Raw genomic sequence first — 20662 nt, 5'->3', positions numbered from 1 at the left:
TCCTTCGGCTCAGGGAATCGACGCATCAAATTCATTGCCGCTGTTGTCCCGGATAATCAGACGCGTCTGCCCTGCCCCTTCGATGTCGAAGGCCAGGTTGGGGTTTTCACTGACGGCAGGAAACAGCTCCAGCCGCGCCAACAGCTGATCATCCGCGCTTCGCAATTCGGCATGGTTGATGAAAAATTCCGGGATGCCGTTGACCATGCCGTTGTCCATCGGATGCGCCACCTGCACGCGCAAACGGCTGAAGTCAGTGCGCGGATAGCGGGCGCCCAAAACCTCGCCGAGGTGTTCCTCCCAGCCGGGCTGGGTACGCACCACACTGGGTGCGGTGCAACCACCGCCCGCCGCATCGATCAGGGTCGAACCGACATGCCACAGCCCATCGCGCGTCAGGACCGCGGCGCGTAAAGGGGTGGCCTGTTCAATCCGGATACGGATCGACAACCACGGCAACACGCGGTCCAGCGGCTGGAAGTCGACAATCTTCGGCAGCGGATTGAGCTCGGCCCAGGCGAGGATTTTCACCACCTCGCCCTTGAACGCTCGCGCATCGATTTCCAGTGGCACCTGCCGGGCATCTTCGGCGAACGGCGGCGCCAGCAGCTTGACCCGGTCATCGAAGACAAAAGGCGCGTCGCCGAGCATTTGCTTGTGATAGAACGCCCACATCACCGAGGGCACCGGGTCTTTGCCCGGATCGATACTCGCGGCGTGCGCGGCCAAAGGTAACCAGCAGGCCAACAGACACTTGATTCGCCAGCTCATCACCCGCTCCTATTGGTACATCTCCGGCACGTCATACCGCAGGCCGTAATGGCTGTAGATCGTCTTCACGGAACCCTCGCGGATCAGGCCTTCCAGCGCCTCTTCCACGGCATACGCCAATTGCCGATTGCTTTCGTGCACGGCCATGCCGATCTCCCAGAGTTGCTTGCCCATGTTCGGATAGGCGTTTTGCGCCAACGCCCATTGCGGGTCGGCCGCCTCATGCACTTGCCAGTCGATTTCGCCACGCATGGCCATGACCGCGTCGACCTCACCGGCCTTCATCGCCGCAAAGGCCTGGGGTACGCCCGGGTAGTGGTGGGTTTTGGCCGCGAGCATGCCGTTGAACACCGACGTCAGGTAGAACGACGGCACGCTGTCGACCTCGACGCCGATCGGATGCGAGTCGAACACGGCCACGCTGCCGACCTTGTCCAATCGGCGTTGATCGTAAGCCACCTGCCATTGTTCGGTCTGATAGGGCCCGAACATCACCACATGCCCGTTTTCCATTTCGCCAAACTCGTTGCGCTTCTGGGCGTAGTCACGGTCATAGGGCACACGCATCATCAGGTCAGCCAATTGCTGGTTGTGCAAGGCACTGGCGCGCCAGATGTAATCACGCAGATCGTCATCGAGTTTTTCCCCGGCGGGGGCCCAGATCAGCGTCAGGCGTACGCCGAGCGCCTTGGCCAGCGCCTCGGCGAGTTCGACATCGACGCCTCGGGGCTGGCCGGCCTGCTCAAAACTGTAGGGGGCGAAGTCCTTGTAAACCGCCACTTTCAGCTCCCCGGCAGCAATCATTTCGTCATAGTTTCGAACCTGCGCCTGCACCGTCTGGCAACACAGCCACAGCGCACTGATCAACACCGCGAGCAGACGCATGGAATCACTCCTCGACGTGAACGCTGTCCAGGTAAGTGCGCACTGCCCACAACGCTTCCTGGCTCAGGTAATCAGCCATTTTCGGCATGTAGACCCGACCGTCACGCACGGCGCCATGACGCACGCGTTCGACGAACCACTCGTCACCCGCCTCGCCGACATCAAGCAGGCGCAGGTCAGGGGCGATCCCGCCGGACTTGGCTTCCAGGCCATGACACGCCGCGCAGTTCTGGTTGTAGGCCGACGAGCCGATTTCCAGGGCTCTGTCGTGTTCCGGGGAGGCTCGATAGGGGTTGGCCGCGGCCCAGCCATCGCCATCCACCGTTACACCGGCGTCCTTGATCGGTGTCAGGCCCTGGGTTTCAACCGCTTGCGGCACCACGTTGCCATGAGCCCACACGGAACCTGAACTGATAAAGCCGGCCAGCAGACCGACGACGAGCAAGGCGTTGCGTTTTGTTGTCATTGTTATGCCCTCAGGATTGCACGCAAAACCTCTTGGCAGAGGCTATGGCACTCATCTTAGAAACGGCATCGCCAACACCCCATGCTGCTTTGGTGGTCGCCTTCTAGTCCCTTGGTAGTAAGGCGATGGATGCACACCTCGGGTACGTCGCCAACAGGCCTGGTGTCCCGGCGAAGCGGGCAGTGTCAGTAACGGCCAGTTAAGCCATAACACCAGCGGCTACAAAAATTGTGTTACCGCTGAAATCGGATGTTCTCCTCCGGGGCGATGACCGTGGTCGCTCCATGCTAAAACCGCGCAGGTACGCAGGGGTTACTACCTTGGTACTGGCTCTCCGCTACTTTCTGCATATTTCCTCTGCTCCACAGGCTTCCTATGCTGGCGCTACCTGTAAAGGAGTGCCCTATGCGCCTGCTTGCCCCTTACGCCTTGCTCTACCTGCTGGCGATTGCCTGCGCCGCCGGCGTGGCTACTCAGAGCCAGGCTGCGCAGGCGCCATTGGAGGTGCGGATCGGCTACCTGGGTTATCGGCCCGATCCTGGGCCGCTCCTGTCGAACGTGATTCCCGAACCGAGCGATGCCGGACTGCGCGGCGCCGAACTGGCGATCACCGACAGCAACAGCACCGGACGTTTTCTCAACCACAGCTACGCGCTGGTCAGCGCCAGCGTCGACAGCCCTGAAGCCTTGCTCGATGCGGCCAACGCCCAGCACGCGCAGGGTCTGCGGCTGTTTGTGGTGAACGCCCCGGCCGACAGCTTGCGCCAGCTCAGCGCCGCCCTGCCCGACAGCCTGATATTCAACGCCGGCAGTCCCGACGATCGCCTGCGGACCACCGATTGCCTGTCGAACGTGCTGCACACCCTGCCGAGTCGCGCGATGCTCGCCGATGCGCTGGCGCAATTTCTGGTGGTGCGCAAATGGCAACGCGCGCTGCTGATCGTTGGCCCGACCACCGACGATCAAGCCTACGCTGCTGCCCTGCGCCGCGCAGCAAAACGCTTCGGCCTGCAACTGGTGGAGGAAAAGGCCTGGAGCTTTGATAACGACCAACGTCGCAGTGCTCAGGCGGACATGCCGCTGTTCACCCAGACCGCCGAATATGACGTGGTGCTGGTGGCCGATGAACGCGGCGACTTCGGCGAATACGTGCCCTACCAGACCTGGTACCCGCGCCCCGTCGCCGGCACGCAAGGGCTGACCCCGGTGGGTTGGCACAAAACCGTGGAAACCTACGGCGCCGCGCAATTGCAAAAGCGTTTTGAAGCCCTGACCGGTCGCTGGATGAACGACCGCGATTTCGCGGCCTGGATGGCCGTGCGCAGCGTCGCCAGCGCGGTGAGCAAATTGCGCCAGACCGAGCCGATGGCGATCCGTCAGCTGGAACTCAGCGATCAACTGCCGCTGGACGGTTTCAAGGGACGCAAGCTCAGTTATCGCGCGTGGAACGGCCAGTTGCGCCAACCGATTCCCATCGTCCAGCCCCGCGCCCTGGTCAGCACGTCGCCGCAGGACGGCTTTCTGCATCCCTTCAACGAAATGGACAGCCTGGGTTACGACAAACCCGAGGTCAGCTGCCGCTTTCCCTGATCCAACTGTCCACAAGAACGACAACAAAAAAGGAATCTGCCATGCGCCGCACCCTGCTCTGCCGCTCCCTGCTTTCCGGAGCCCTGCTGTTCGCCGCCGGGCATGCCGCGGCCAGCACCGCGTGGGTCTCCAACGAAAAGGACAACAGCCTGAGCCTGATCGACATGCAGACCCTGCAAGTCACCGACACCCTGCCCGTCGGCCAGCGCCCACGCGGCTTGTTGCTGTCCCATGACAACAAGCTGCTGTACATCTGCGCCAGCGATTCGGACCGGGTCCAGGTAATGGACGTGGCCACCCGCAAGATCATCAAGGAACTGCCCTCGGGCAAAGACCCCGAGCAATTCGCCCTGCACCCCAACAACCGCTGGCTGTACGTCTCCAACGAAGACGATGCGCTGGTCACGGTGATCGACACCGAAACCTCCAAAGTGCTCAGCCAGATCAACGTCGGCGTCGAGCCCGAAGGCATGGCCGTCAGTCCCGATGGCAAGTGGGCCGTGAACACCAGCGAAACCACGAACATGCTGCACTGGATCGACACCAGCACCCAGACCCTGGCCGACAGCACGCTGGTGGACCAGCGGCCACGCTTTGTCGAATTCAATCAGGACGGTTCACAGCTCTGGGCGTCAGCGGAAATCGGCGGCACGGTGACGATTCTCGACGTCGCCAGCCGCAAGACCCTCAAGACCCTGAACTTCCAGATCAAAGGCGTGCACCCGGACAAGGTCCAACCCGTGGGCATCAAGCTCAGCGCCGACGGCAAGTACGCTTTCGTCGCACTGGGCCCGGCCAACCATGTGGCGGTGATCGATGCCAGGACGTTCGAGATTCTCGACTATCTGTTGGTCGGACGTCGGGTCTGGCAGCTGGCGTTCACCCCCGATCAAAAGCAACTGCTCGCCACCAACGGCGTTAGCGGTGACGTGTCGGTGATTGATGTCGACAGCCTCAAGGTGAGCAAATCGGTGAAAGTCGGACGCTACCCCTGGGGCGTGGTGGTGACCCCATGAACGCCCTGGAAGTCAGCGACCTGAGTTTTGCCTATGGGACTCGGGAAGCCTTGCGCCATGTGAACTTCGAGTTGGCTCCGGGGCGTTTCGCCGCATTGCTGGGGCCCAATGGTGCCGGCAAATCGACCCTGATCGCCCTGTTGACCCGGCTTTATGATCTTCAGCACGGCGACATCCGGGTCGGCGGCTGTTCATTGCGCGATGCGCCCCGCCCGGCGCTCAGGCAGTTGGGTGTAGTGTTCCAGCAAAGCACCCTGGACCTGGACCTCAGCGTCGAGCAGAACCTGCGGTATCACGCCGCGCTGCATGGTCTGTCCCGGCGCCAGAGCAGTGTCCGGGTTGACGCCGAACTGGCCCGTCAAGCCCTGACCGAACGCCGCCGCGAACGGGTGCGCGAACTCAATGGCGGCCACCGCCGCCGGGTGGAAATCGCCCGGGCCCTGCTGCATGAGCCGCGCCTGTTGCTGCTTGACGAAGCCAGTGTCGGCCTCGATCCCGCCAGTCGCCTGGCGCTCAATCAACACCTGCGCACCTTGTGCAGCGACCACGCCATCAGCGTGCTCTGGACCACGCATTTGCTCGATGAAGTGCAGTCCAGCGACGATTTGCTGATCCTCCATCAAGGTCGGCTGGTGGCCAGCGGACAGGCCGATGCACTGAGCCTGGAACATGGCGGTGATCTGGGTTCGGCCTTCACTCACCTGACCACTTCCGGAGCGGCGCGATGAATGCGTACTGGCATTGCTTCAGCGGCATCGTGCTGCGCGAATGGCTACGTTTTGTGTTGCAGCGCACGCGGTTTCTCAGTGCCCTGGTGCGGCCGCTGTTATGGCTGTTGGTGTTCGCGGCCGGTTTCCGGGCAGCCTTGGGGATCGCCATTATCGAACCCTATGACACCTACATTCCTTACGAGGTCTACATCATCCCGGGTCTTGCCTGCATGATCCTGCTGTTCAACGGCATGCAAGGCTCTCTGTCGATGGTCTACGACCGCGAGATGGGCAGCATGCGCGTGCTGCTGACCAGCCCGCTGCCCCGGACTTTTCTGCTGTGCAGCAAGCTGTTGGCCACGTCGCTGATTTCCCTGTTGCAGGTGTATGCGTTTTTGGCGATCGCCTGGCTCTATGGCGTGCAACCGCCGGCCATGGGGTTATTGATCGTGTTGCCGGCATTACTGTTGGTGGCGTTGATGCTCAGCGCGTTGGGCCTGTTGCTGTCGAACGCCATTCGGCAACTGGAGAACTTTGCCGGGGTCATGAATTTCGTGATCTTTCCGCTGTTTTTCCTGTCTTCGGCGCTGTATCCGCTGTGGAAAATGCATGAAGCCAGCGAGTGGTTGTACTGGTTGTGCGCGGTGAACCCGTTCACCCATGCGGTGGAATTGGTGCGGTTCGCCCTTTATGAACGCTTCAATCCGCTGGCGCTGGCGGTGTGTGCAGGGTTGACCGTAGTGTTCGCGCTACTCGCCGTACTCACCTTCAACCCTCAGCACGCAGCCCTGCGCAAATCCACCTGACCACCCAAATCCAACTGTAGGAGTGAGCCTGCTCGCGATAGCGGTGTATCAGATGACATTGATGTTGAATGACGGATAGCTATCGCGAGCAGGCTCTCTCCTACAATTGATCTCCATGAGCAGGGGAGAAATTACTACTTTAGTACTGGTTTCCCTGTCTATCGTCGCATTCACAAAGCACCCCGCCTGGCCTGTAATAGATCCATAACTATAAGGATCGAACCCATGCCGCGTGCCCGACGTTGTCTGTTGCGCCCTTCTCTCGCAGCGCTGCCGCTCTGCCTGTTGCTGAATGCTGCGCACGCCGAATCACCGCTGTTTTCCGCGGAAGGCTATCGCATCAACCTGTACCGCAGCCCGACGCCGGACAGCCTGCAAGGCGCGACCATCGTTGACACCCCGGCCTTGCAAACACTGCTCAGTCAAACGCCGCCACCGGTGCTGATCGATGTCTACCGTCGCCAATGGCTGCAAGGCCAGTTCATCGAAGACCAGCCCCATGAAAACCTGCCCGGCAGCCACTGGCTGGCCAATACCGGTGACGGTGACCTGACGCCCGACTGGCAAGGCTATTTTGCGCGTAATCTCAAGGCATTGACCGCCGGGGACTCGTCACGACCGCTGGTCTTTTATTGCCGCGCCGACTGCTGGCTGAGCTGGAACGCCGTCAAACGAGCGTCCGTCATGGGCTATAAGACACTGTATTGGTATCGCGACGGCCTTGATGCCTGGCAAGCGGCCGGGCTTGCCGTGACACCGGCCCGGCCCGAGCCTTTCCCCTGATCTTTACGCTGGCGTGTTGTTGCCACACCCTAAACAAAATAATGAGGTGAAAGGCTATGTACAAAATTCTGATTGCCGACGATCACCCGCTGTTTCGCGAAGCGATTCATAACGTCATCAGCGACGGTTTCCCGGGCTCCGAAGTCATGGAAACCGCCGACCTCGACAGTGCCCTGGCCCTGACCCAGGAACACGACGACCTGGACCTGATCCTGCTCGACCTGAACATGCCCGGCATGCATGGGCTCAATGGCTTGATCAACCTGCGCAATGAAGCCCCGACCATTCCAGTAGTGATTGTCTCGGCCGAGCAGGACAAACAGATCGTCCTGCAAGCCATTACCTACGGCGCGGTAGGTTTCATTACCAAGTCGTCACCGCGCACGCAAATGACCGAGGCCATCCAGCAAATCCTCAATGGCAACGTGTATTTGCCGCCGGACATTATCCGCACCACCCGAACCAACACTCCCCGCCGGATGAACGACACGCCGAGCTTTCCCCCTGAACTGCTCCAGGCCCTGACCCGCAAGCAATTGCAGGTGCTTGAACGCATGACCAAAGGCGAATCGAACAAACAGATCGCCTACACTCTGGAAATCGCCGAGACCACCGTCAAGGCTCACGTCTCGGCGATCCTGCGCAAACTCAATGTGCACAATCGAGTGCAGGCGATCTTGAGTGCCGGGGATATTGATTTCGGGTCTTACATGCGACGTTGAGACAGCAAGACTTTGGCGCCCCCTTCGCGGGCAAGTCGGATCGCCGCACCGCCGCTCCCACAGGTACGGCGCTGCCCTTGTGGGAGTGGGCTTGCCCGCGACGGCGGTGGTACTAACGCAGATGCGCCTCAAGGCCTGCCGAGCAAATGGCTCATAGCCGTTTTAAGCTTCATCGGCCGCACCGGTTTATGCATCAGGGTGTGGCCCAGTTCGCGGATCTGCTGTTTGAGTTCGTTGCTGTAGTTGGCGGTGATCATCAAGGCCGGGATGGGTGACGTGCGACAGGCATTGATCCGGGCCACGGCGTCCAAGCCATTCTGATCGTTGTCCAGATGGTAATCGGCGATCAACAGGTCAACCTCGGCGTGGTAGTTGTCCACTTTTCGCGCCAGGTCCTCTTCCGACAGCGCCGTCACCACCCGACAGCCCCAGCCTTCGAGCAAGGTGCGCATGCCGGCGCAAATGGTGGCGTCGTTGTCCAGCACCCACACCCTTGCCCCGCGCAGGCGTTCAAGCATCGGCTCGCTCATCTGCAAGGCCGGCAACGGCTTGGGGGCCGTTGCGCTCAACGGCACTTCGACCGAGAACATCGAGCCCTTTCCCGGCCATGAGCGCACATGAATCCGATGCCCGAGGATGCCGGCGATTTTCTCGACAATGGCCAGGCCCAACCCCAGCCCACGATCCTGGTCCGGACGCTGTACGTCACCGCGTTTGAACTCCTGGAAAATCTCTTCCAGGCGATTGTCGGCGATGCCCATGCCGGTGTCCCAGACCTGGATCAACAAGCGCTGTTGCAGGCGCCGGCACCCGAGCACCACCCGTCCACTGTAGGTGTAGCGAATCGCATTGCTCAGCAGGTTGCGCAGGATGCGTGCCAGCAACTGGATGTCGCTGCGCACCAGCGCCGAACAGGCAATGAAATGCAGTTCAAGGCCCTCACTGCGTGCCACCTGGGTGTATTCAGCCGCGAGATTTTCCAGCAGTTCGCTCAGGGCGAACGGCGCGACATCGGCTTTTATGACCCCGGCATCGAGCTTGGAAATGTCCACCAGCGTGCCCAGCAGGTTCTCTACATCTTCCAGGGAATTACTGACATTACGCACCAGAATCTCGTTGCAGACCGGTTCACGTCGCTCCAGCAACGCACTGGTAAACAAACGGGCGGCGTTCAGTGGTTGCAGCAAATCGTGGCTGACAGCCGCCAGAAATTTGGTCTTGGACAGATTGGCGTGCTCGGCTTCGAGCTTGGCCTCGCGCAAACGTGATTCCACTTGGCGGCGCTCTTCGATTTCACGCAACAATTGATCATTGAGGGTGGTCAATTCCGCCGTGCGTTCACGCACCCGCAGCTCAAGATTCTGATACGCCTGATGCAGCGCCTCGGCAGTGCGGCGACGCTCGGTGATGTCGCGGATCAACACGAAAATCCCCACCACTTCCCCGGTGGCCAGGCGATTGGGCACGTAGGAGCGCAGCATGTAGCGCTCCTGGTTATTGACGTTGGTCTCGGCGAACTCGAACGTGACGCTCTCGCCGGCCAGCGCTCTCGCCACGTAAGACTCCAGACGCTGGTAGTGCTGTTCGCTGTGCACTTCGCGCAGGCTTTGGCCGAGCATCACGCCTCGGGGCCAGCAATACCATTCCTCATAGACCTTATTGGTGAACTCGTACACCAGATCGGCATTGAGGTAGGCGATCAATGCCGGCACGTGGTCGGTGATCAGGCGAATCCAGCGCTCGCTTTCACTCAGCGTCTGGGCGTGCTGGTAGCGTTCGGTGATGTCAGTGAAGGTGTTGACGAAACCGCCAGTCGGCAACGGGTGCGTGCGGATTTCCAGGACTCGTCCGTCATCGAGGCGTTGCTCGCATTCCTGTACTGGCCGCCCATTGCCATCGTGACTGAGCGGGGTCAGCAGGTTCAATTCGCTGTCCACCATCACTTCAGCAAACGGTCGATGGGCCGCGACGGGCGCCAACCCGCTCAATTCGAGAAAACGCCGGTTCCACAATTCCAGAATGCCCTCGGCATTGACCATGGCCACACCCTGGGACAGATTATCGACCGCCCGCTGTAACAAATGCGACTTCTGCGCCACAGCCTGTTCGCGGCGTACGGTTTCACTGAGTTTGACCTCGGTAATGTCGGTGAACAGAATCACCCGCCCACCTTCCTGGGTCGGCCGCTCGCTGACTTGCAGCCAACGCCCGTTCTGCAAGCGATACAGCAGACTCTCGTCGGCATGCCCGCGCGGTTCTTCGGTGAACAGCCCATTGCTCATCATCAGGCGCTTGACCTCGGCCAGGCGCATGCCCGCGTTGATCCGCACCCGGCTGTTGCGCCAGAACGCCTTGAAGCGACTGTTGAACAAGACGATGCGCTGCTCGGCGTCGAACAATACGAAGGCATCGGAAATGCTCTCGATGGCATCGATCAGGTGTCGATGCGCGGTCTCGGCGCGCAGGCGGGCCTCGCTGAGCAAATGGTTACCGGCCTTGAGTTCGGCCATGGCCTGGTTCAAGGCATCGGTGCGCTCACGGACCTGCTCGGCCAGCACCACCGAGTGCTGGAACGCCGCGTACGGGTCATTGCCCCGAGTGATGCCCGACTCGATACGCTCGATCAGCGCCGCGTTGATGCGCTGCAGTTTATGGTTGTCGTGACGCAGGCTGGCCAGTTCGGCCTGCAGCTCAGCGATGTCCTGGGGCACGGCCGCGGGCAATGGCAACGCCGGTGAAGGTCTGGTTGATGTGCATGCCATTGAACTGTTCTCCGTAGGTGTTGAAACCCATCACCCGTTGCTCGCGCAAAAACGTCCCGATCTCGTCGAGACTGCCGTCGTCCTCCAGCTCCAGACGCCGGAGAAAACAGTCGCAACCGATGGTCAGCAACAGTTCACCCAAGCGTTCTTCCAATCCTTCGAACAGGCTTTTCAGGTTCGGCAGCATCGGGCCCGGCGTCATGGCGGTGAGCACGATGCCATTCTCCACGGCGCAGTAAAAACTCAGGCTCAGGTCCGCGTGCACCTGCTGGATGGCCCGCACGTAATACTGTTCGTTGATCCTCACGGCCAACGGGTGCGCAGCGAAAATCCGGTGATCCAGTTCATTCACCGGCACGCCGATGAGCCGCGCGTACTCGGCGGCGGCGGGTTCCGCATTGAGTTCATAAACACGGCGCGAGGCGCTGTCGGCCCCGGTAACCACCAGTTTTTCGGCCCGGGGCAGCATGTGGTGGGTGGTGAACACTTCGAAATCCAGCCAGGTATTGACCAGCACGACGACCGCCGCGCCACTGTGGAACTCGCCGTCGAAGTAGACATGGGTGTGGGTCAGGTAATTGTCATCGCCAGCGGAACCGCCGAAATGCGGAATGTCGCCCAATGCCGCACTCAAGGCTGCAAGGACCATTTCTTCACGGCTGGACAAACCATCGAGCAGGGTCAGGGCAAAACTGTTGCCCTTGATCGGTGCCAGGGTGTTACTGCGACAGCCACTGACCAGACGCTCGACCATCTGCTGCGCATCGATCAGGCTGAAGCGCTCCATCTCGTCGATCAACTCGAGCGCAATGGAGAAGTGCCGGTGATCGAACCCCACCGCCGTCACGCAATTGCGTCCATAGCCCAACGGGGTGATTTCCCCGGCGCTGGTGCAACCCACCAGGCGAATCCCCCCGAAACTGTCTTGCAGGGCTTGCCCCAGTGCCTGCAAGTCATACTCGGCGGAACAGAAAAAGAGCACGAAGCCCAGATGCGGATGCAGCAATTGACGCGCCAGTTCCTGCGCCACTTGCCGGGCATCGGTGGCCTGGGACATTGCGCTGACGACACCTTCACCCTGGACCTGCTGCATCGTCGCCTCCCGCAGGTGCGTATGGTTGAGCAGGGAGTTTACGAAACCCGTGGCGTGCAACGAATGCTACTTGGGTAGCAGTCAGACGCTTCAATGGGATGAGAGCGGTGGTGTGGATCCGCCCCGGCCCACAGGCAGGTGTTGCTTTAGACGCCAGCCCTGAACAGCATATAAGCGGCAATCACAAGGCAGACGCTGGCAAAGCCGATTTGCAATGCTCGCGCCGGCACGTGGGCGCACAGCTTGCGGCCGATGATCATGCCGACAATGCTGGCGCCGATGAAGCATGCCCCAAGGCTGTCGATGCGCACGCCCGCGTGAAACGCGCCGACCACGCCGATCGCGGAAATCAGGCTGATCACCATCAAGGACGTGGCGACGATCCCGCGCATCTGCACATCGGTCAGTTGCTTGAACGCCGGGACAATCAGAAAACCGCCGCCCACGCCCAGCAGCCCTGACACCACGCCCGTCACCGCGCCGAGTGCCGCCAGCGTCGCGGTGCATTTGGCGGTCCAGGAAAAGCGCCCGGTCTGCTGATCGAGCATGCAGTTCTTCTGCCCCCAGTTGGCGTGACCGTGATCGCTCGGCCCCTCGTCCTGGCGCTCACGACGCAGCATTCGCCAGGCGACCATGACCATGAGCAGGCTGAACAGAATCATCAGGATTTTTTCCGGCAACTGATGGGCAAAATAAATGCCCACCGGTGAAAACACCGCGCCGAGCAGCGCGATCAACAGCGCCGCGCGATACCGCACCAGCCCATGCCGCAAGCCGTCAATCGCCCCGACCGCCGCCGCACTCCCGACCGCAAACAAGGCGACGGGCGCCGCCTGGGTCATGGTCAACCCCAGCCCCAGGACCAGGGCCGGCACCGCAAGAATCCCGCCGCCCGCCCCGGTCAACCCGAGGACCAGGCCCATGACCACCCCAAAAAAACTCGCCAGCAACATAAAGCACTCGTAATCAGCTCAACAAGGCCGGGAGCGCCCGGTTTCGATGACTGACAGGATAGAGCCCGCGCAGATTTTTTCATCAAATGAATTGATGCAGTGCTGGCCAATGCAGGGAGAATGAATCTACCCTCAGTGCTTGTTCAGATAGAAATATTCACCATGCCTGCCTTGATTGAAGCTTTCCTCGACCCTGCCTCGTCGACCTACAGCTACGTGATCTACGAAGCCGATGGCGGCCAGTGCGCCATCGTCGACCCGGTGCTCGACTACGATCCGGCGGCCGGCAGAACGGGCACCGTTCAGCCCGACAAAATCATCGCCTTTGTTCGCCAACATCAGTTGCAGGTGCAATGGCTGCTGGAAACCCACGCCCATGCCGATCACTTGTCTGCCGCGCCTTATCTGCGTCGCGAGCTGGGGGGCAAGATCGCGATCGGGCAGTCGATCAGCAAGGTTCAGGGGGTGTTCAAAAGCCTGTTCAACCTTGAGCCGGCGTTTCGCGTTGACGGTTCGCAGTTCGATCATCTATTCGCACCGGACGAGTCGTTCATGATCGGCAATCTCAAGGCCACCGCCCTGCATGTGCCCGGCCACACGCCGGCGGACATGGCTTACCTGATTGACGGTGAGCAGATTCTGGTGGGCGACACGCTGTTCATGCCTGATGTGGGCACCGCGCGTTGCGATTTTCCGGGCGGCAACGCCAATCAGTTGTTTGCCTCGATTCGCAAACTGCTGGCGTTCCCGGCCAGTGTGAGTTTGTACGTCTGCCACGATTACCCGCCTGAAGGCCGGGAATCCCGGTGCATGTCTACCGTCGGCGAACAACGCCGAAGCAACATTCACGTGCATGACGGCGTTGATGAGGCGGCGTTTGTCGACATGCGCACCCGACGCGATGCCGGGTTGGGCATGCCAACCCTGTTGCTGCCAGCGATTCAGGTGAATGTGCGGGCCGGGAATCTGCCACCCGCCGAGAGTAACGGCGTGACCTACCTGAAAATCCCCATCAACAAACTCTGAGATCTCGATCGTTCCCACAACATTGGGGCGATCATCATTCTCCGTAGCAGCTGACGAGCACCGCGAGGCTGCGTTTGCGGTCTGCCTGACAAAACCCGATTGTCAGGTTTGCGACGGCTGCGCCGCCGAACGCTGCCTCGCGTTGCTCGACAGCTGCTACAGGGGTTTCGGGGGTTTAGCTGGAAAGGGTCAAGCCATTGGCCGGCAACGGCAGCGCAGTTTTGTAGCGCACTTGCTTGAGCGCAAAGCTTGAGCGAATGTTCGCCACGCCGGGGACTTTGGTGAGGAAGTCCATCATGAAGCGCTCCAGCGACTGAATGGTCGGCACCAATACCCGAATCAAATAGTCCGGGTCGCCGGCCATCAAATAGCACTCCATCACTTCCGGGCGATCCGAGATCGCTTCCTCGAAATGCTGCAATGCCTCTTCCACCTGTTTCTCCAGGCTCACATGAATGAACACATTCACGTGCAGCCCCAGCAGATCAGCGTCCAGCAGCGTCACTTGCTCACGAATCAGCCCCAATTCTTCCATCGCCTTGACCCGGTTGAAGCACGGCGTCGGCGACAGGTTGACCGAGCGTGCGAGGTCGGCGTTGGTGATGCGCGCGTTCTCCTGAAGGCTGTTCAAAATGCCGATATCGGTACGGTCCAGTTTGCGCATGAGACAAAACCACCTGTTTTTTATGTTTATGCAGATTTTTTATCCTCAAATGATCGCCAGCGCAACGAAACAGAGATAAATATTCTTCTTCGCCGGGCCTATGATTGTTGTAGGACAAGATTTCTTCCACAGAAGAATGACGGTCAGCTCACTACAAGAAATTCACAAGATCGAGCGTAGAAGCCATGAACCAAGCGTACGAACCGCTGCACCTGCACGTTCCCGAACCATCGGGCCGTCCTGGCTGCAAAACCGACTTCTCCTACCTGCGTCTGACCGACGCCGGCACGGTGCGCAAACCTTCCATCGACGTTGAACCGGCCGACACGGCTGATCTGGCCAAGGGCCTGATTCGCGTGCTCGACGACCAAGGCAATGCCCTCGGTCCGTGGGCTGAAGGCGTACCGGTCGAGATCCTGCGTAAAGGCATGCGCGCCATGCTCAAGACGCGGATCTACGATAACCGCATGGTGGTCGCCCAGCGTCAGAAAAAAATGTCTTTCTACATGCAGAGCCTCGGCGAAGAAGCCATTGGTAGCGGCCAGGCCCTGGCCTTGAACGTCGACGACATGTGCTTCCCGACCTATCGCCAACAAAGCATCCTGATGGCCCGCGACGTTCCGCTGGTCGACCTGATCTGCCAACTGCTGTCCAACGAGCGCGATCCGCTCAAGGGTCGCCAGTTGCCAATCATGTATTCGGTCAAGGACTATGGCTTCTTCACCATTTCCGGCAACCTCGCGACCCAGTTCGTCCAGGCAGTAGGCTGGGGCATGGCCTCGGCGATCAAGGGCGACACCAAAATCGCCTCGGCCTGGATCGGCGACGGCGCCACCGCTGAATCGGACTTCCACACCGCCCTCACCTTCGCCCACGTTTACCGTGCGCCGGTGATCCTCAACGTGGTCAACAACCAGTGGGCAATCTCCACCTTCCAGGCCATCGCCGGTGGGGAAGCCACCACGTTTGCCGGTCGTGGCGTCGGCTGCGGCATTGCCTCCCTGCGGGTCGACGGCAATGATTTCGTCGCGGTCTACGCCGCCTCTGCCTGGGCCGCCGAACGTGCGCGCCGCAACCTCGGCCCGACCATGATCGAATGGGTCACCTACCGCGCCGGCCCACACTCCACCTCCGACGATCCATCCAAGTACCGTCCTGCCGACGACTGGAGCTACTTCCCGTTGGGCGACCCGATTGCACGCCTCAAGCAGCACCTGATCAAGATCGGTCACTGGTCCGAAGAGGAACACACCGCCGTCAGCGCTGAACTGGAAGCCGAAGTCATCGCCGCGCAGAAAGAAGCCGAACAGTACGGCACCCTCGCCGGCGGCCAGATTCCAAGCGCCGCGACCATGTTCGAAGACGTCTACAAAGAGATGCCGGAGCACTTGAAGCGCCAGCGTCAAGAGTTGGGGATCTGACATGAACGACCACAACAACAATATCGAGCTGGAAACCGCCATGACCACGACCACCATGACCATGATCCAGGCCCTGCGCTCGGCCATGGATGTGATGCTTGAGCGTGACGACAACGTCGTGGTGTTCGGCCAGGACGTGGGCTACTTCGGCGGCGTGTTCCGTTGCACCGAAGGCCTGCAGGCGAAGTACGGCACCTCCCGCGTGTTCGACGCACCGATCTCCGAAAGCGGTATCGTCGGTGCCGCCGTGGGCATGGGCGCCTACGGTCTGCGCCCGGTCGCCGAGATCCAGTTCGCCGACTACGTGTACCCGGCGTCAGACCAGATCATTTCCGAAGCCGCCCGCCTGCGTTATCGCTCGGCTGGCGAGTTCACCGCCCCGATGACCCTGCGCATGCCTTGCGGCGGCGGCATCTATGGCGGCCAGACCCACAGCCAGAGCATCGAGGCGATGTTCACCCAGGTCTGCGGTCTGCGCACGGTCATGCCGTCCAACCCGTACGACGCCAAAGGCTTGCTGATTGCCTCCATCGAAAACGATGACCCGGTGATCTTCCTTGAGCCAAAACGCCTGTACAACGGCCCGTTCGACGGTCACCACGAACGTCCGGTAACGCCGTGGTCGAAACACCCGGCCGCTCAAGTGCCGGACGGTTACTACACCGTGCCGCTGGACGTCGCCGCCATCACCCGTCCGGGCAAGGACGTGACCATCCTGACCTACGGCACTACCGTTTACGTGTCGCAAGTGGCGGCTGAAGAAACCGGCATCGACGCTGAAGTCATCGACCTGCGCAGCCTGTGGCCGCTGGACCTGGAGACCATCGTCAAATCGGTGAAGAAAACCGGCCGTTGCGTGATCGTTCACGAAGCGACCCGTACCTGTGGCTTCGGTGCCGAACTGGTCGCCTTGGTGCAAGAGCACTGCTTCCACTACCTGGAAGCGCCTATCGAACGCGTCACCGGTTGGGACACTCCCTACCCGCACGCACAAGAGTGGGCGTATTTCCCTGGTCCGTCCCGAGTGGGCGCGGCTTTGCATCGGGTTATGGAGGTCTGAATGGGCACGCACGTTATTAAAATGCCGGACATTGGTGAAGGCATTGCAGAAGTTGAATTGTCGGTGTGGCACGTCAAGGTCGGCGACATGGTCGTCGAAGATCAGGTGCTGGCCGATGTGATGACCGACAAGGCGATGGTCGACATCCCTTCGCCGGTCCACGGCAAGGTGATTGCGCTGGGCGGTGAGCCGGGCGAAGTCATGGCGGTGGGCAGCATCCTGATCAGCATTGAAGTGGAAGGCGCGGGCAACGTTAAAGAGTCCGCGCAGCCTGCTCCTGTTAAAGAAGCGCCGGTTGCAGCCTCTAAAGTGGCAGCCGTGGTGGAAAGCAAACCGGTCGCAGCTGCCGCCGCGCCGCGAGCTGCTGTTTGCCAGGGCCCGATGGTGGCTCGCGAGGCCAACGAACGGCCACTGGCTTCCCCGGCCGTGCGCAAACACGCGCTGGACCTCGGCATTCAATTGCGTCTGGTGCGTGGCAGCGGCCCTGCCGGTCGCGTGCTGCACGAAGACCTCGACGCCTATCTGGCGCAAGGTCAGTCGATTGCATCGACCGTGTCCTCTGCTTACGCCCAGCGTAACGACGAAGAGCAAATCCCGGTCATCGGCATGCGCCGCAAGATCGCCCAGCGCATGCAGGACGCCACCCACCGTGCCGCCCACTTCAGTTATGTCGAAGAAATCGACGTGACAGCCGTCGAAGAACTGCGCGCGCACCTGAACGAAAAACACGGTGCCACCCGTGGCAAGCTGACCTTGCTGCCGTTCCTCGTCCGTGCCCTGGTCGTCGCACTGCGCGATTTCCCGCAGATCAACGCCCGTTACGACGACGAAGCCCAGGTCATCACCCGCCTCGGCGCGGTGCATGTGGGCATCGCCACCCAGGCCGACATCGGCTTGATGGTGCCGGTGGTGCGTCACGCCGAAGCCCGCAGCCTGTGGGACAACGCCAGCGAAATCTCCCGTTTGGCCACCGCTGCACGCAACGGCAAGGCCAGCCGCGACGAATTGTCCGGCTCGAGCATCACCCTGACCAGCCTCGGCGCCTTGGGCGGCATCGTCAGCACCCCGGTGCTGAACCTGCCGGAAGTGGCGATTGTCGGCGTCAACAAAATCGTCGAACGCCCGATGGTGGTCAAAGGCCAGATCGTGATTCGCAAGATGATGAACCTCTCCAGCTCCTTCGATCACCGCGTGGTCGACGGCATGGACGCGGCGCAATTCATCCAGGCCGTTCGTGGCTTGCTCGAACAACCTGCCACCTTGTTTGTGGAGTAAGTCATGCAACAGTCTTTGAACACCACGCTGCTGATCATTGGCGGCGGCCCTGGCGGTTACGTGACGGCTATTCGTGCCGGTCAGCTGGGCATTGCAACCATTCTGGTGGAAGGCGAATCCCTCGGTGGTACGTGCCTGAACATCGGCTGCATTCCGTCGAAAGCACTGATCCACGTCGCTGAGCAGTTTCACCAGACGCAACACCACAGCCAGCATTCGGCCTTGGGCATCAGCGTTTCGGCGCCAACCCTCGACATCACCAAGAGCGTCGAGTGGAAGGACGGCATCGTTGATCGCCTGACCACCGGTGTCGCGGCACTGCTGAAAAAGAACAAGGTTCAGATCATTCAAGGCTGGGCCAAGGTCGTCGACGGCAAAACCGTCGACGTCGGCGACACACGCATTCAGTGCGAGCACCTGGTGCTGGCCACCGGTTCGAAAAGCGTGAACCTGCCGATGCTGCCAATTGGCGGCCCAATCATCTCCTCCACCGAAGCCCTGGCGCCGACCTCCGTGCCGAAGCGGCTGACCGTGGTCGGTGGTGGCTACATTGGCCTGGAACTGGGGATTGCCTATCGCAAGCTCGGCGCCGATGTCAGCGTGGTCGAGGCACAGGAGCGCATCCTGCCGGCCTACGATGCCGAACTGACTCAGCCGGTCCACGACGAACTGAAAAAACTCGGCGTGAAGCTTTACTTGAAACATAGCGTTCAAGGTTTTGATTCCTCGAATAACTCCCTGCAAGTATTGGCTCCGGATGGCGACACCCTGGACCTGGAAACCGATCAGGTCCTGGTCGCCGTGGGCCGCAAGCCAAACACCCAGGGCTGGAACCTCGAAGCGCTGAACCTGGACATGAACGGCTCGGCGATCAAGATCGACAACCGCTGCCAGACCAGCATGCGCAACGTGTACGCCATCGGCGACCTGAGCGGCGAACCGATGCTCGCGCACCGGGCCATGGCTCAGGGCGAGATGGTGGCCGAACTCATCAGCGGTAAAACCCGTGAGTTCAACCCTACCGCCATCGCCGCCGTGTGCTTTACCGACCCGGAACTGGTGGTGGTCGGCCAGACCCCGGACGAGGCCAAGGCCGCCGGCCTGGACTGCATCGTTTCAAGTTTCCCGTTCGCGGCCAATGGCCGGGCAATGACGCTGGAATCGAAAAGCGGCTTCGTGCGAGTGGTCGCTCGTCGGGACAATCACGTGATTGTCGGCTGGCAAGCCGTCGGGGTCGGGGTGTCCGAGCTGTCCACGGCGTTCGCGCAAAGCCTGGAAATGGGCGCGCGGCTGGAAGACATCGGCGGTACCATCCATGCGCATCCGACGCTGGGCGAGGCTGTGCAGGAAGCGGCGTTGCGTGCTTTGGGCCATGCGCTGCACCTGTAAGACCGGACACAAAACCCTGTAGCAGCTGACGAGCCCCGCGAGGCCGCTGCTACACGGGACGTATCGATGGTCGCAGAGATCGAATTGCAGGCTGCGAAACCACCTCGGAATGAAGTATTGTTGTCCCCATCCAAAAAACGTCAGAAGCCTTGAACCGTTTCGACGGTTGTTCAGTGATAGAGGGTGTCATGGGTAACGAAAGCATCAATTGGGACAAGTTGGGTTTTGACTACATCAAGACAGACAAGCGCTATCTGTCGCACTGGCGTAATGGCGAGTGGGACAAAGGCACCCTGACCGAAGACAATGTGCTGCACATCAGCGAAGGCTCGACTGCCCTTCACTATGGCCAGCAATGCTTCGAGGGCCTGAAGGCCTATCGTTGCAAGGACGGTTCGATCAACCTGTTCCGCCCGGATCAGAACGCCGCACGCATGCAACGCAGCTGCGCCCGTCTGCTGATGCCACAGGTGTCCACCGAACAGTTCATCGAAGCCTGCAAGGAAGTGGTCCGCGCCAACGAGCGTTTCATCCCGCCTTACGGCACCGGCGGCGCGCTGTACCTGCGTCCGTTCGTGATCGGCGTGGGTGACAACATCGGCGTGCGTACCGCCCCCGAGTTCATCTTCTCGATCTTCTGCATCCCGGTCGGCGCCTACTTCAAGGGCGGCCTGACCCCGCACAACTTCCTGATCTCCAGCTTCGACCGTGCAGCCCCACAAGGCACCGGCGCGGCCAAGGTCGGTGGCAACTACGCCGCCAGCCTGATGCCAGGTTCCCAGGCCAAGAAGGCGCACTACGCCGACTGCATCTACCTGGACCCGATGACCCACAGCAAAATCGAGGAAGTCGGCTCGGCCAACTTCTTCGGGATCACCCACGACAACAAGTTCGTCACCCCGAACTCGCCGTCGGTCCTGCCAGGCATCACCCGCCTGTCGCTGATCGAGCTGGCCAAATCGCGTCTGGGCATGGAAGTGATCGAAGGTGACGTGTTCATCGACAAGCTCTCCGACTTCAAGGAAGCCGGCGCTTGCGGTACCGCGGCCGTGATCACTCCGATCGGTGGCATCAGCTACAACGACCACCTGCACGTGTTCCACAGCGAAACCGAAGTCGGCCCGGTTACCCAGAAGCTCTACAAGGAGCTGACCGGTGTACAAACGGGTGACATCGAAGCGCCAGCGGGCTGGATCGTCAAGGTTTGATCTGACGCTGCTGTTCGCTTGAGCTTGAGCAAAAAAGCCCGGTTATCGATTGGATAACCGGG

The 20662-nt window shown here is 60.8% G+C and carries 19 protein-coding genes; 12 read left to right on the top strand and 7 right to left on the bottom strand.

The annotated features are described in order from the left end of the window. Positions 1–9 precede the first annotated feature (9 nt). The 3 genes from SB725_RS14665 to pedF are packed head-to-tail and all read right to left on the bottom strand — an operon-like array spanning position 10 to position 2122. The gene (locus tag SB725_RS14665) at positions 10–771 is read right to left on the bottom strand and encodes a quinoprotein dehydrogenase-associated SoxYZ-like carrier (RefSeq protein ID WP_027923294.1); all 762 of its coding nucleotides are present in this window, start codon (positions 769–771) and stop codon (positions 10–12) included. 9 nt (positions 772–780) lie between these two features. Next, on the bottom strand, positions 781–1656 hold the full coding sequence (locus SB725_RS14660) for a substrate-binding periplasmic protein (RefSeq protein WP_410922010.1): 876 nt from the start codon (positions 1654–1656) through the stop codon (positions 781–783). A gap of 4 nt (positions 1657–1660) precedes the next feature. After that, positions 1661–2122, bottom strand: a complete 462-nt coding sequence (pedF, locus tag SB725_RS14655; protein ID WP_410922009.1) for a cytochrome c-550 PedF — start codon at positions 2120–2122, stop codon at positions 1661–1663. 405 nt (positions 2123–2527) lie between these two features. On the opposite strand from pedF, the gene SB725_RS14650 reads away from it, so the two are divergent. The 6 genes from SB725_RS14650 (at position 2528) to SB725_RS14625 (ending at position 7749) form a co-directional block, all read left to right on the top strand. Next, positions 2528–3712, top strand: coding sequence for an ABC transporter substrate-binding protein (locus SB725_RS14650; protein ID WP_410922008.1), 1185 nt, complete (start codon positions 2528–2530; stop codon positions 3710–3712). A 41-nt stretch (positions 3713–3753) separates the two neighbouring features. Beyond that, complete coding sequence (locus SB725_RS14645) at positions 3754–4728, top strand: YVTN family beta-propeller repeat protein (protein ID WP_027923290.1); 975 nt, start codon at positions 3754–3756, stop codon at positions 4726–4728. Continuing rightward, positions 4725–5456, top strand: a complete 732-nt coding sequence (locus tag SB725_RS14640) for an ATP-binding cassette domain-containing protein (RefSeq protein WP_027923289.1) — start codon at positions 4725–4727, stop codon at positions 5454–5456. Before SB725_RS14645 ends, SB725_RS14640 begins: the two co-directional genes overlap by 4 nt. Continuing rightward, positions 5453–6244, top strand: coding sequence for an ABC transporter permease (locus SB725_RS14635; protein ID WP_027923288.1), 792 nt, complete (start codon positions 5453–5455; stop codon positions 6242–6244). The genes SB725_RS14640 and SB725_RS14635 overlap by 4 nt, the downstream gene beginning before the upstream one ends. Before the next feature lie 225 nt (positions 6245–6469). Next, on the top strand, positions 6470–7027 hold the full coding sequence (locus tag SB725_RS14630; RefSeq protein WP_410922007.1) for a PQQ-dependent catabolism-associated CXXCW motif protein: 558 nt from the start codon (positions 6470–6472) through the stop codon (positions 7025–7027). 56 nt (positions 7028–7083) lie between these two features. After that, positions 7084–7749, top strand: a complete 666-nt coding sequence (locus SB725_RS14625; RefSeq protein WP_027923286.1) for a response regulator transcription factor — start codon at positions 7084–7086, stop codon at positions 7747–7749. Between the two features lie 128 nt (positions 7750–7877). Here the strand turns inward: SB725_RS14625 and nahK are convergent, their stop codons facing one another. The 3 genes from nahK to SB725_RS14610 all read right to left on the bottom strand — a co-directional run bounded on the left by nahK (position 7878) and on the right by SB725_RS14610 (position 12557). Further along, a complete protein-coding gene (nahK, locus tag SB725_RS14620) occupies positions 7878–10511 on the bottom strand; it encodes a hybrid sensor histidine kinase/response regulator NahK/ErcS' (protein ID WP_410922006.1) in 2634 nt (877 codons plus the stop codon). Beyond that, positions 10441–11604 carry a nitric oxide-sensing protein NosP gene (gene nosP, locus SB725_RS14615; protein ID WP_027923284.1) on the bottom strand — a complete coding sequence of 388 codons (1164 nt, stop codon included), beginning with the start codon at positions 11602–11604 and terminating at the stop codon, positions 10441–10443. The genes nahK and nosP overlap by 71 nt, the downstream gene beginning before the upstream one ends. A 146-nt stretch (positions 11605–11750) precedes the next feature. Next, a complete protein-coding gene (locus tag SB725_RS14610) occupies positions 11751–12557 on the bottom strand; it encodes a sulfite exporter TauE/SafE family protein (protein ID WP_059181005.1) in 807 nt (268 codons plus the stop codon). 162 nt (positions 12558–12719) lie between these two features. On the opposite strand from SB725_RS14610, the gene SB725_RS14605 reads away from it, so the two are divergent. Beyond that, positions 12720–13583, top strand: coding sequence for an MBL fold metallo-hydrolase (locus SB725_RS14605; protein ID WP_027923282.1), 864 nt, complete (start codon positions 12720–12722; stop codon positions 13581–13583). A gap of 175 nt (positions 13584–13758) precedes the next feature. On the opposite strand, the gene bkdR is transcribed toward SB725_RS14605, so the two are convergent. Next, on the bottom strand, positions 13759–14247 hold the full coding sequence (bkdR, locus tag SB725_RS14600) for a Bkd operon transcriptional regulator BkdR (RefSeq protein WP_027923281.1): 489 nt from the start codon (positions 14245–14247) through the stop codon (positions 13759–13761). Between the two features lie 185 nt (positions 14248–14432). Between bkdR and SB725_RS14595 the strand changes: the two genes are divergently transcribed. The 5 genes from SB725_RS14595 (at position 14433) to SB725_RS14575 (ending at position 20600) form a co-directional block, all read left to right on the top strand. Next, entirely contained in the window at positions 14433–15668 is a 1236-nt protein-coding gene (locus SB725_RS14595) for a 3-methyl-2-oxobutanoate dehydrogenase (2-methylpropanoyl-transferring) subunit alpha (RefSeq protein WP_027923280.1), read from the top strand. A gap of 1 nt (position 15669) precedes the next feature. Continuing rightward, entirely contained in the window at positions 15670–16728 is a 1059-nt protein-coding gene (locus SB725_RS14590) for an alpha-ketoacid dehydrogenase subunit beta (protein WP_027923279.1), read from the top strand. Next, a complete protein-coding gene (locus tag SB725_RS14585) occupies positions 16729–18003 on the top strand; it encodes a dihydrolipoamide acetyltransferase family protein (protein WP_410922005.1) in 1275 nt (424 codons plus the stop codon). A 3-nt stretch (positions 18004–18006) separates the two neighbouring features. Beyond that, positions 18007–19392, top strand: coding sequence for a dihydrolipoyl dehydrogenase (gene lpdA, locus SB725_RS14580; protein WP_410922004.1), 1386 nt, complete (start codon positions 18007–18009; stop codon positions 19390–19392). Positions 19393–19580: 188 nt separating this feature from the next. Further along, positions 19581–20600, top strand: a complete 1020-nt coding sequence (locus tag SB725_RS14575; RefSeq protein WP_027923276.1) for a branched-chain amino acid aminotransferase — start codon at positions 19581–19583, stop codon at positions 20598–20600. Positions 20601–20662 lie beyond the last annotated feature (62 nt).

Origin of the sequence: Pseudomonas sp. SIMBA_041 (genome assembly GCF_046535095.1) — a bacterium.
In the GTDB taxonomy this organism is placed as follows: Bacteria; Pseudomonadota; Gammaproteobacteria; order Pseudomonadales; family Pseudomonadaceae; genus Aquipseudomonas; species Aquipseudomonas mucoides.
Note: the sequence above shows the minus strand (reverse complement) of the source record. Positions and strands in the feature narration are given on the sequence as shown.

Bases quoted from the DNA above. Each gene is read 5' to 3' on its own strand.
- SB725_RS14665 (WP_027923294.1), bottom strand. From the start codon at position 771: ATGAGCTGGCGAATCAAGTGTCTGTTGGCCTGCTGGTTACCTTTGGCC.
- SB725_RS14660 (WP_410922010.1), bottom strand. From the start codon at position 1,656: ATGCGTCTGCTCGCGGTGTTGATCAGTGCGCTGTGGCTGTGTTGCCAG.
- pedF (WP_410922009.1), bottom strand. From the start codon at position 2,122: ATGACAACAAAACGCAACGCCTTGCTCGTCGTCGGTCTGCTGGCCGGC.
- SB725_RS14650 (WP_410922008.1), top strand. From the start codon at position 2,528: ATGCGCCTGCTTGCCCCTTACGCCTTGCTCTACCTGCTGGCGATTGCC.
- SB725_RS14645 (WP_027923290.1), top strand. From the start codon at position 3,754: ATGCGCCGCACCCTGCTCTGCCGCTCCCTGCTTTCCGGAGCCCTGCTG.
- SB725_RS14640 (WP_027923289.1), top strand. From the start codon at position 4,725: ATGAACGCCCTGGAAGTCAGCGACCTGAGTTTTGCCTATGGGACTCGG.
- SB725_RS14635 (WP_027923288.1), top strand. From the start codon at position 5,453: ATGAATGCGTACTGGCATTGCTTCAGCGGCATCGTGCTGCGCGAATGG.
- SB725_RS14630 (WP_410922007.1), top strand. From the start codon at position 6,470: ATGCCGCGTGCCCGACGTTGTCTGTTGCGCCCTTCTCTCGCAGCGCTG.
- SB725_RS14625 (WP_027923286.1), top strand. From the start codon at position 7,084: ATGTACAAAATTCTGATTGCCGACGATCACCCGCTGTTTCGCGAAGCG.
- nahK (WP_410922006.1), bottom strand. From the start codon at position 10,511: ATGGCATGCACATCAACCAGACCTTCACCGGCGTTGCCATTGCCCGCG.
- nosP (WP_027923284.1), bottom strand. From the start codon at position 11,604: ATGCAGCAGGTCCAGGGTGAAGGTGTCGTCAGCGCAATGTCCCAGGCC.
- SB725_RS14610 (WP_059181005.1), bottom strand. From the start codon at position 12,557: ATGTTGCTGGCGAGTTTTTTTGGGGTGGTCATGGGCCTGGTCCTCGGG.
- SB725_RS14605 (WP_027923282.1), top strand. From the start codon at position 12,720: ATGCCTGCCTTGATTGAAGCTTTCCTCGACCCTGCCTCGTCGACCTAC.
- bkdR (WP_027923281.1), bottom strand. From the start codon at position 14,247: ATGCGCAAACTGGACCGTACCGATATCGGCATTTTGAACAGCCTTCAG.
- SB725_RS14595 (WP_027923280.1), top strand. From the start codon at position 14,433: ATGAACCAAGCGTACGAACCGCTGCACCTGCACGTTCCCGAACCATCG.
- SB725_RS14590 (WP_027923279.1), top strand. From the start codon at position 15,670: ATGAACGACCACAACAACAATATCGAGCTGGAAACCGCCATGACCACG.
- SB725_RS14585 (WP_410922005.1), top strand. From the start codon at position 16,729: ATGGGCACGCACGTTATTAAAATGCCGGACATTGGTGAAGGCATTGCA.
- lpdA (WP_410922004.1), top strand. From the start codon at position 18,007: ATGCAACAGTCTTTGAACACCACGCTGCTGATCATTGGCGGCGGCCCT.
- SB725_RS14575 (WP_027923276.1), top strand. From the start codon at position 19,581: ATGGGTAACGAAAGCATCAATTGGGACAAGTTGGGTTTTGACTACATC.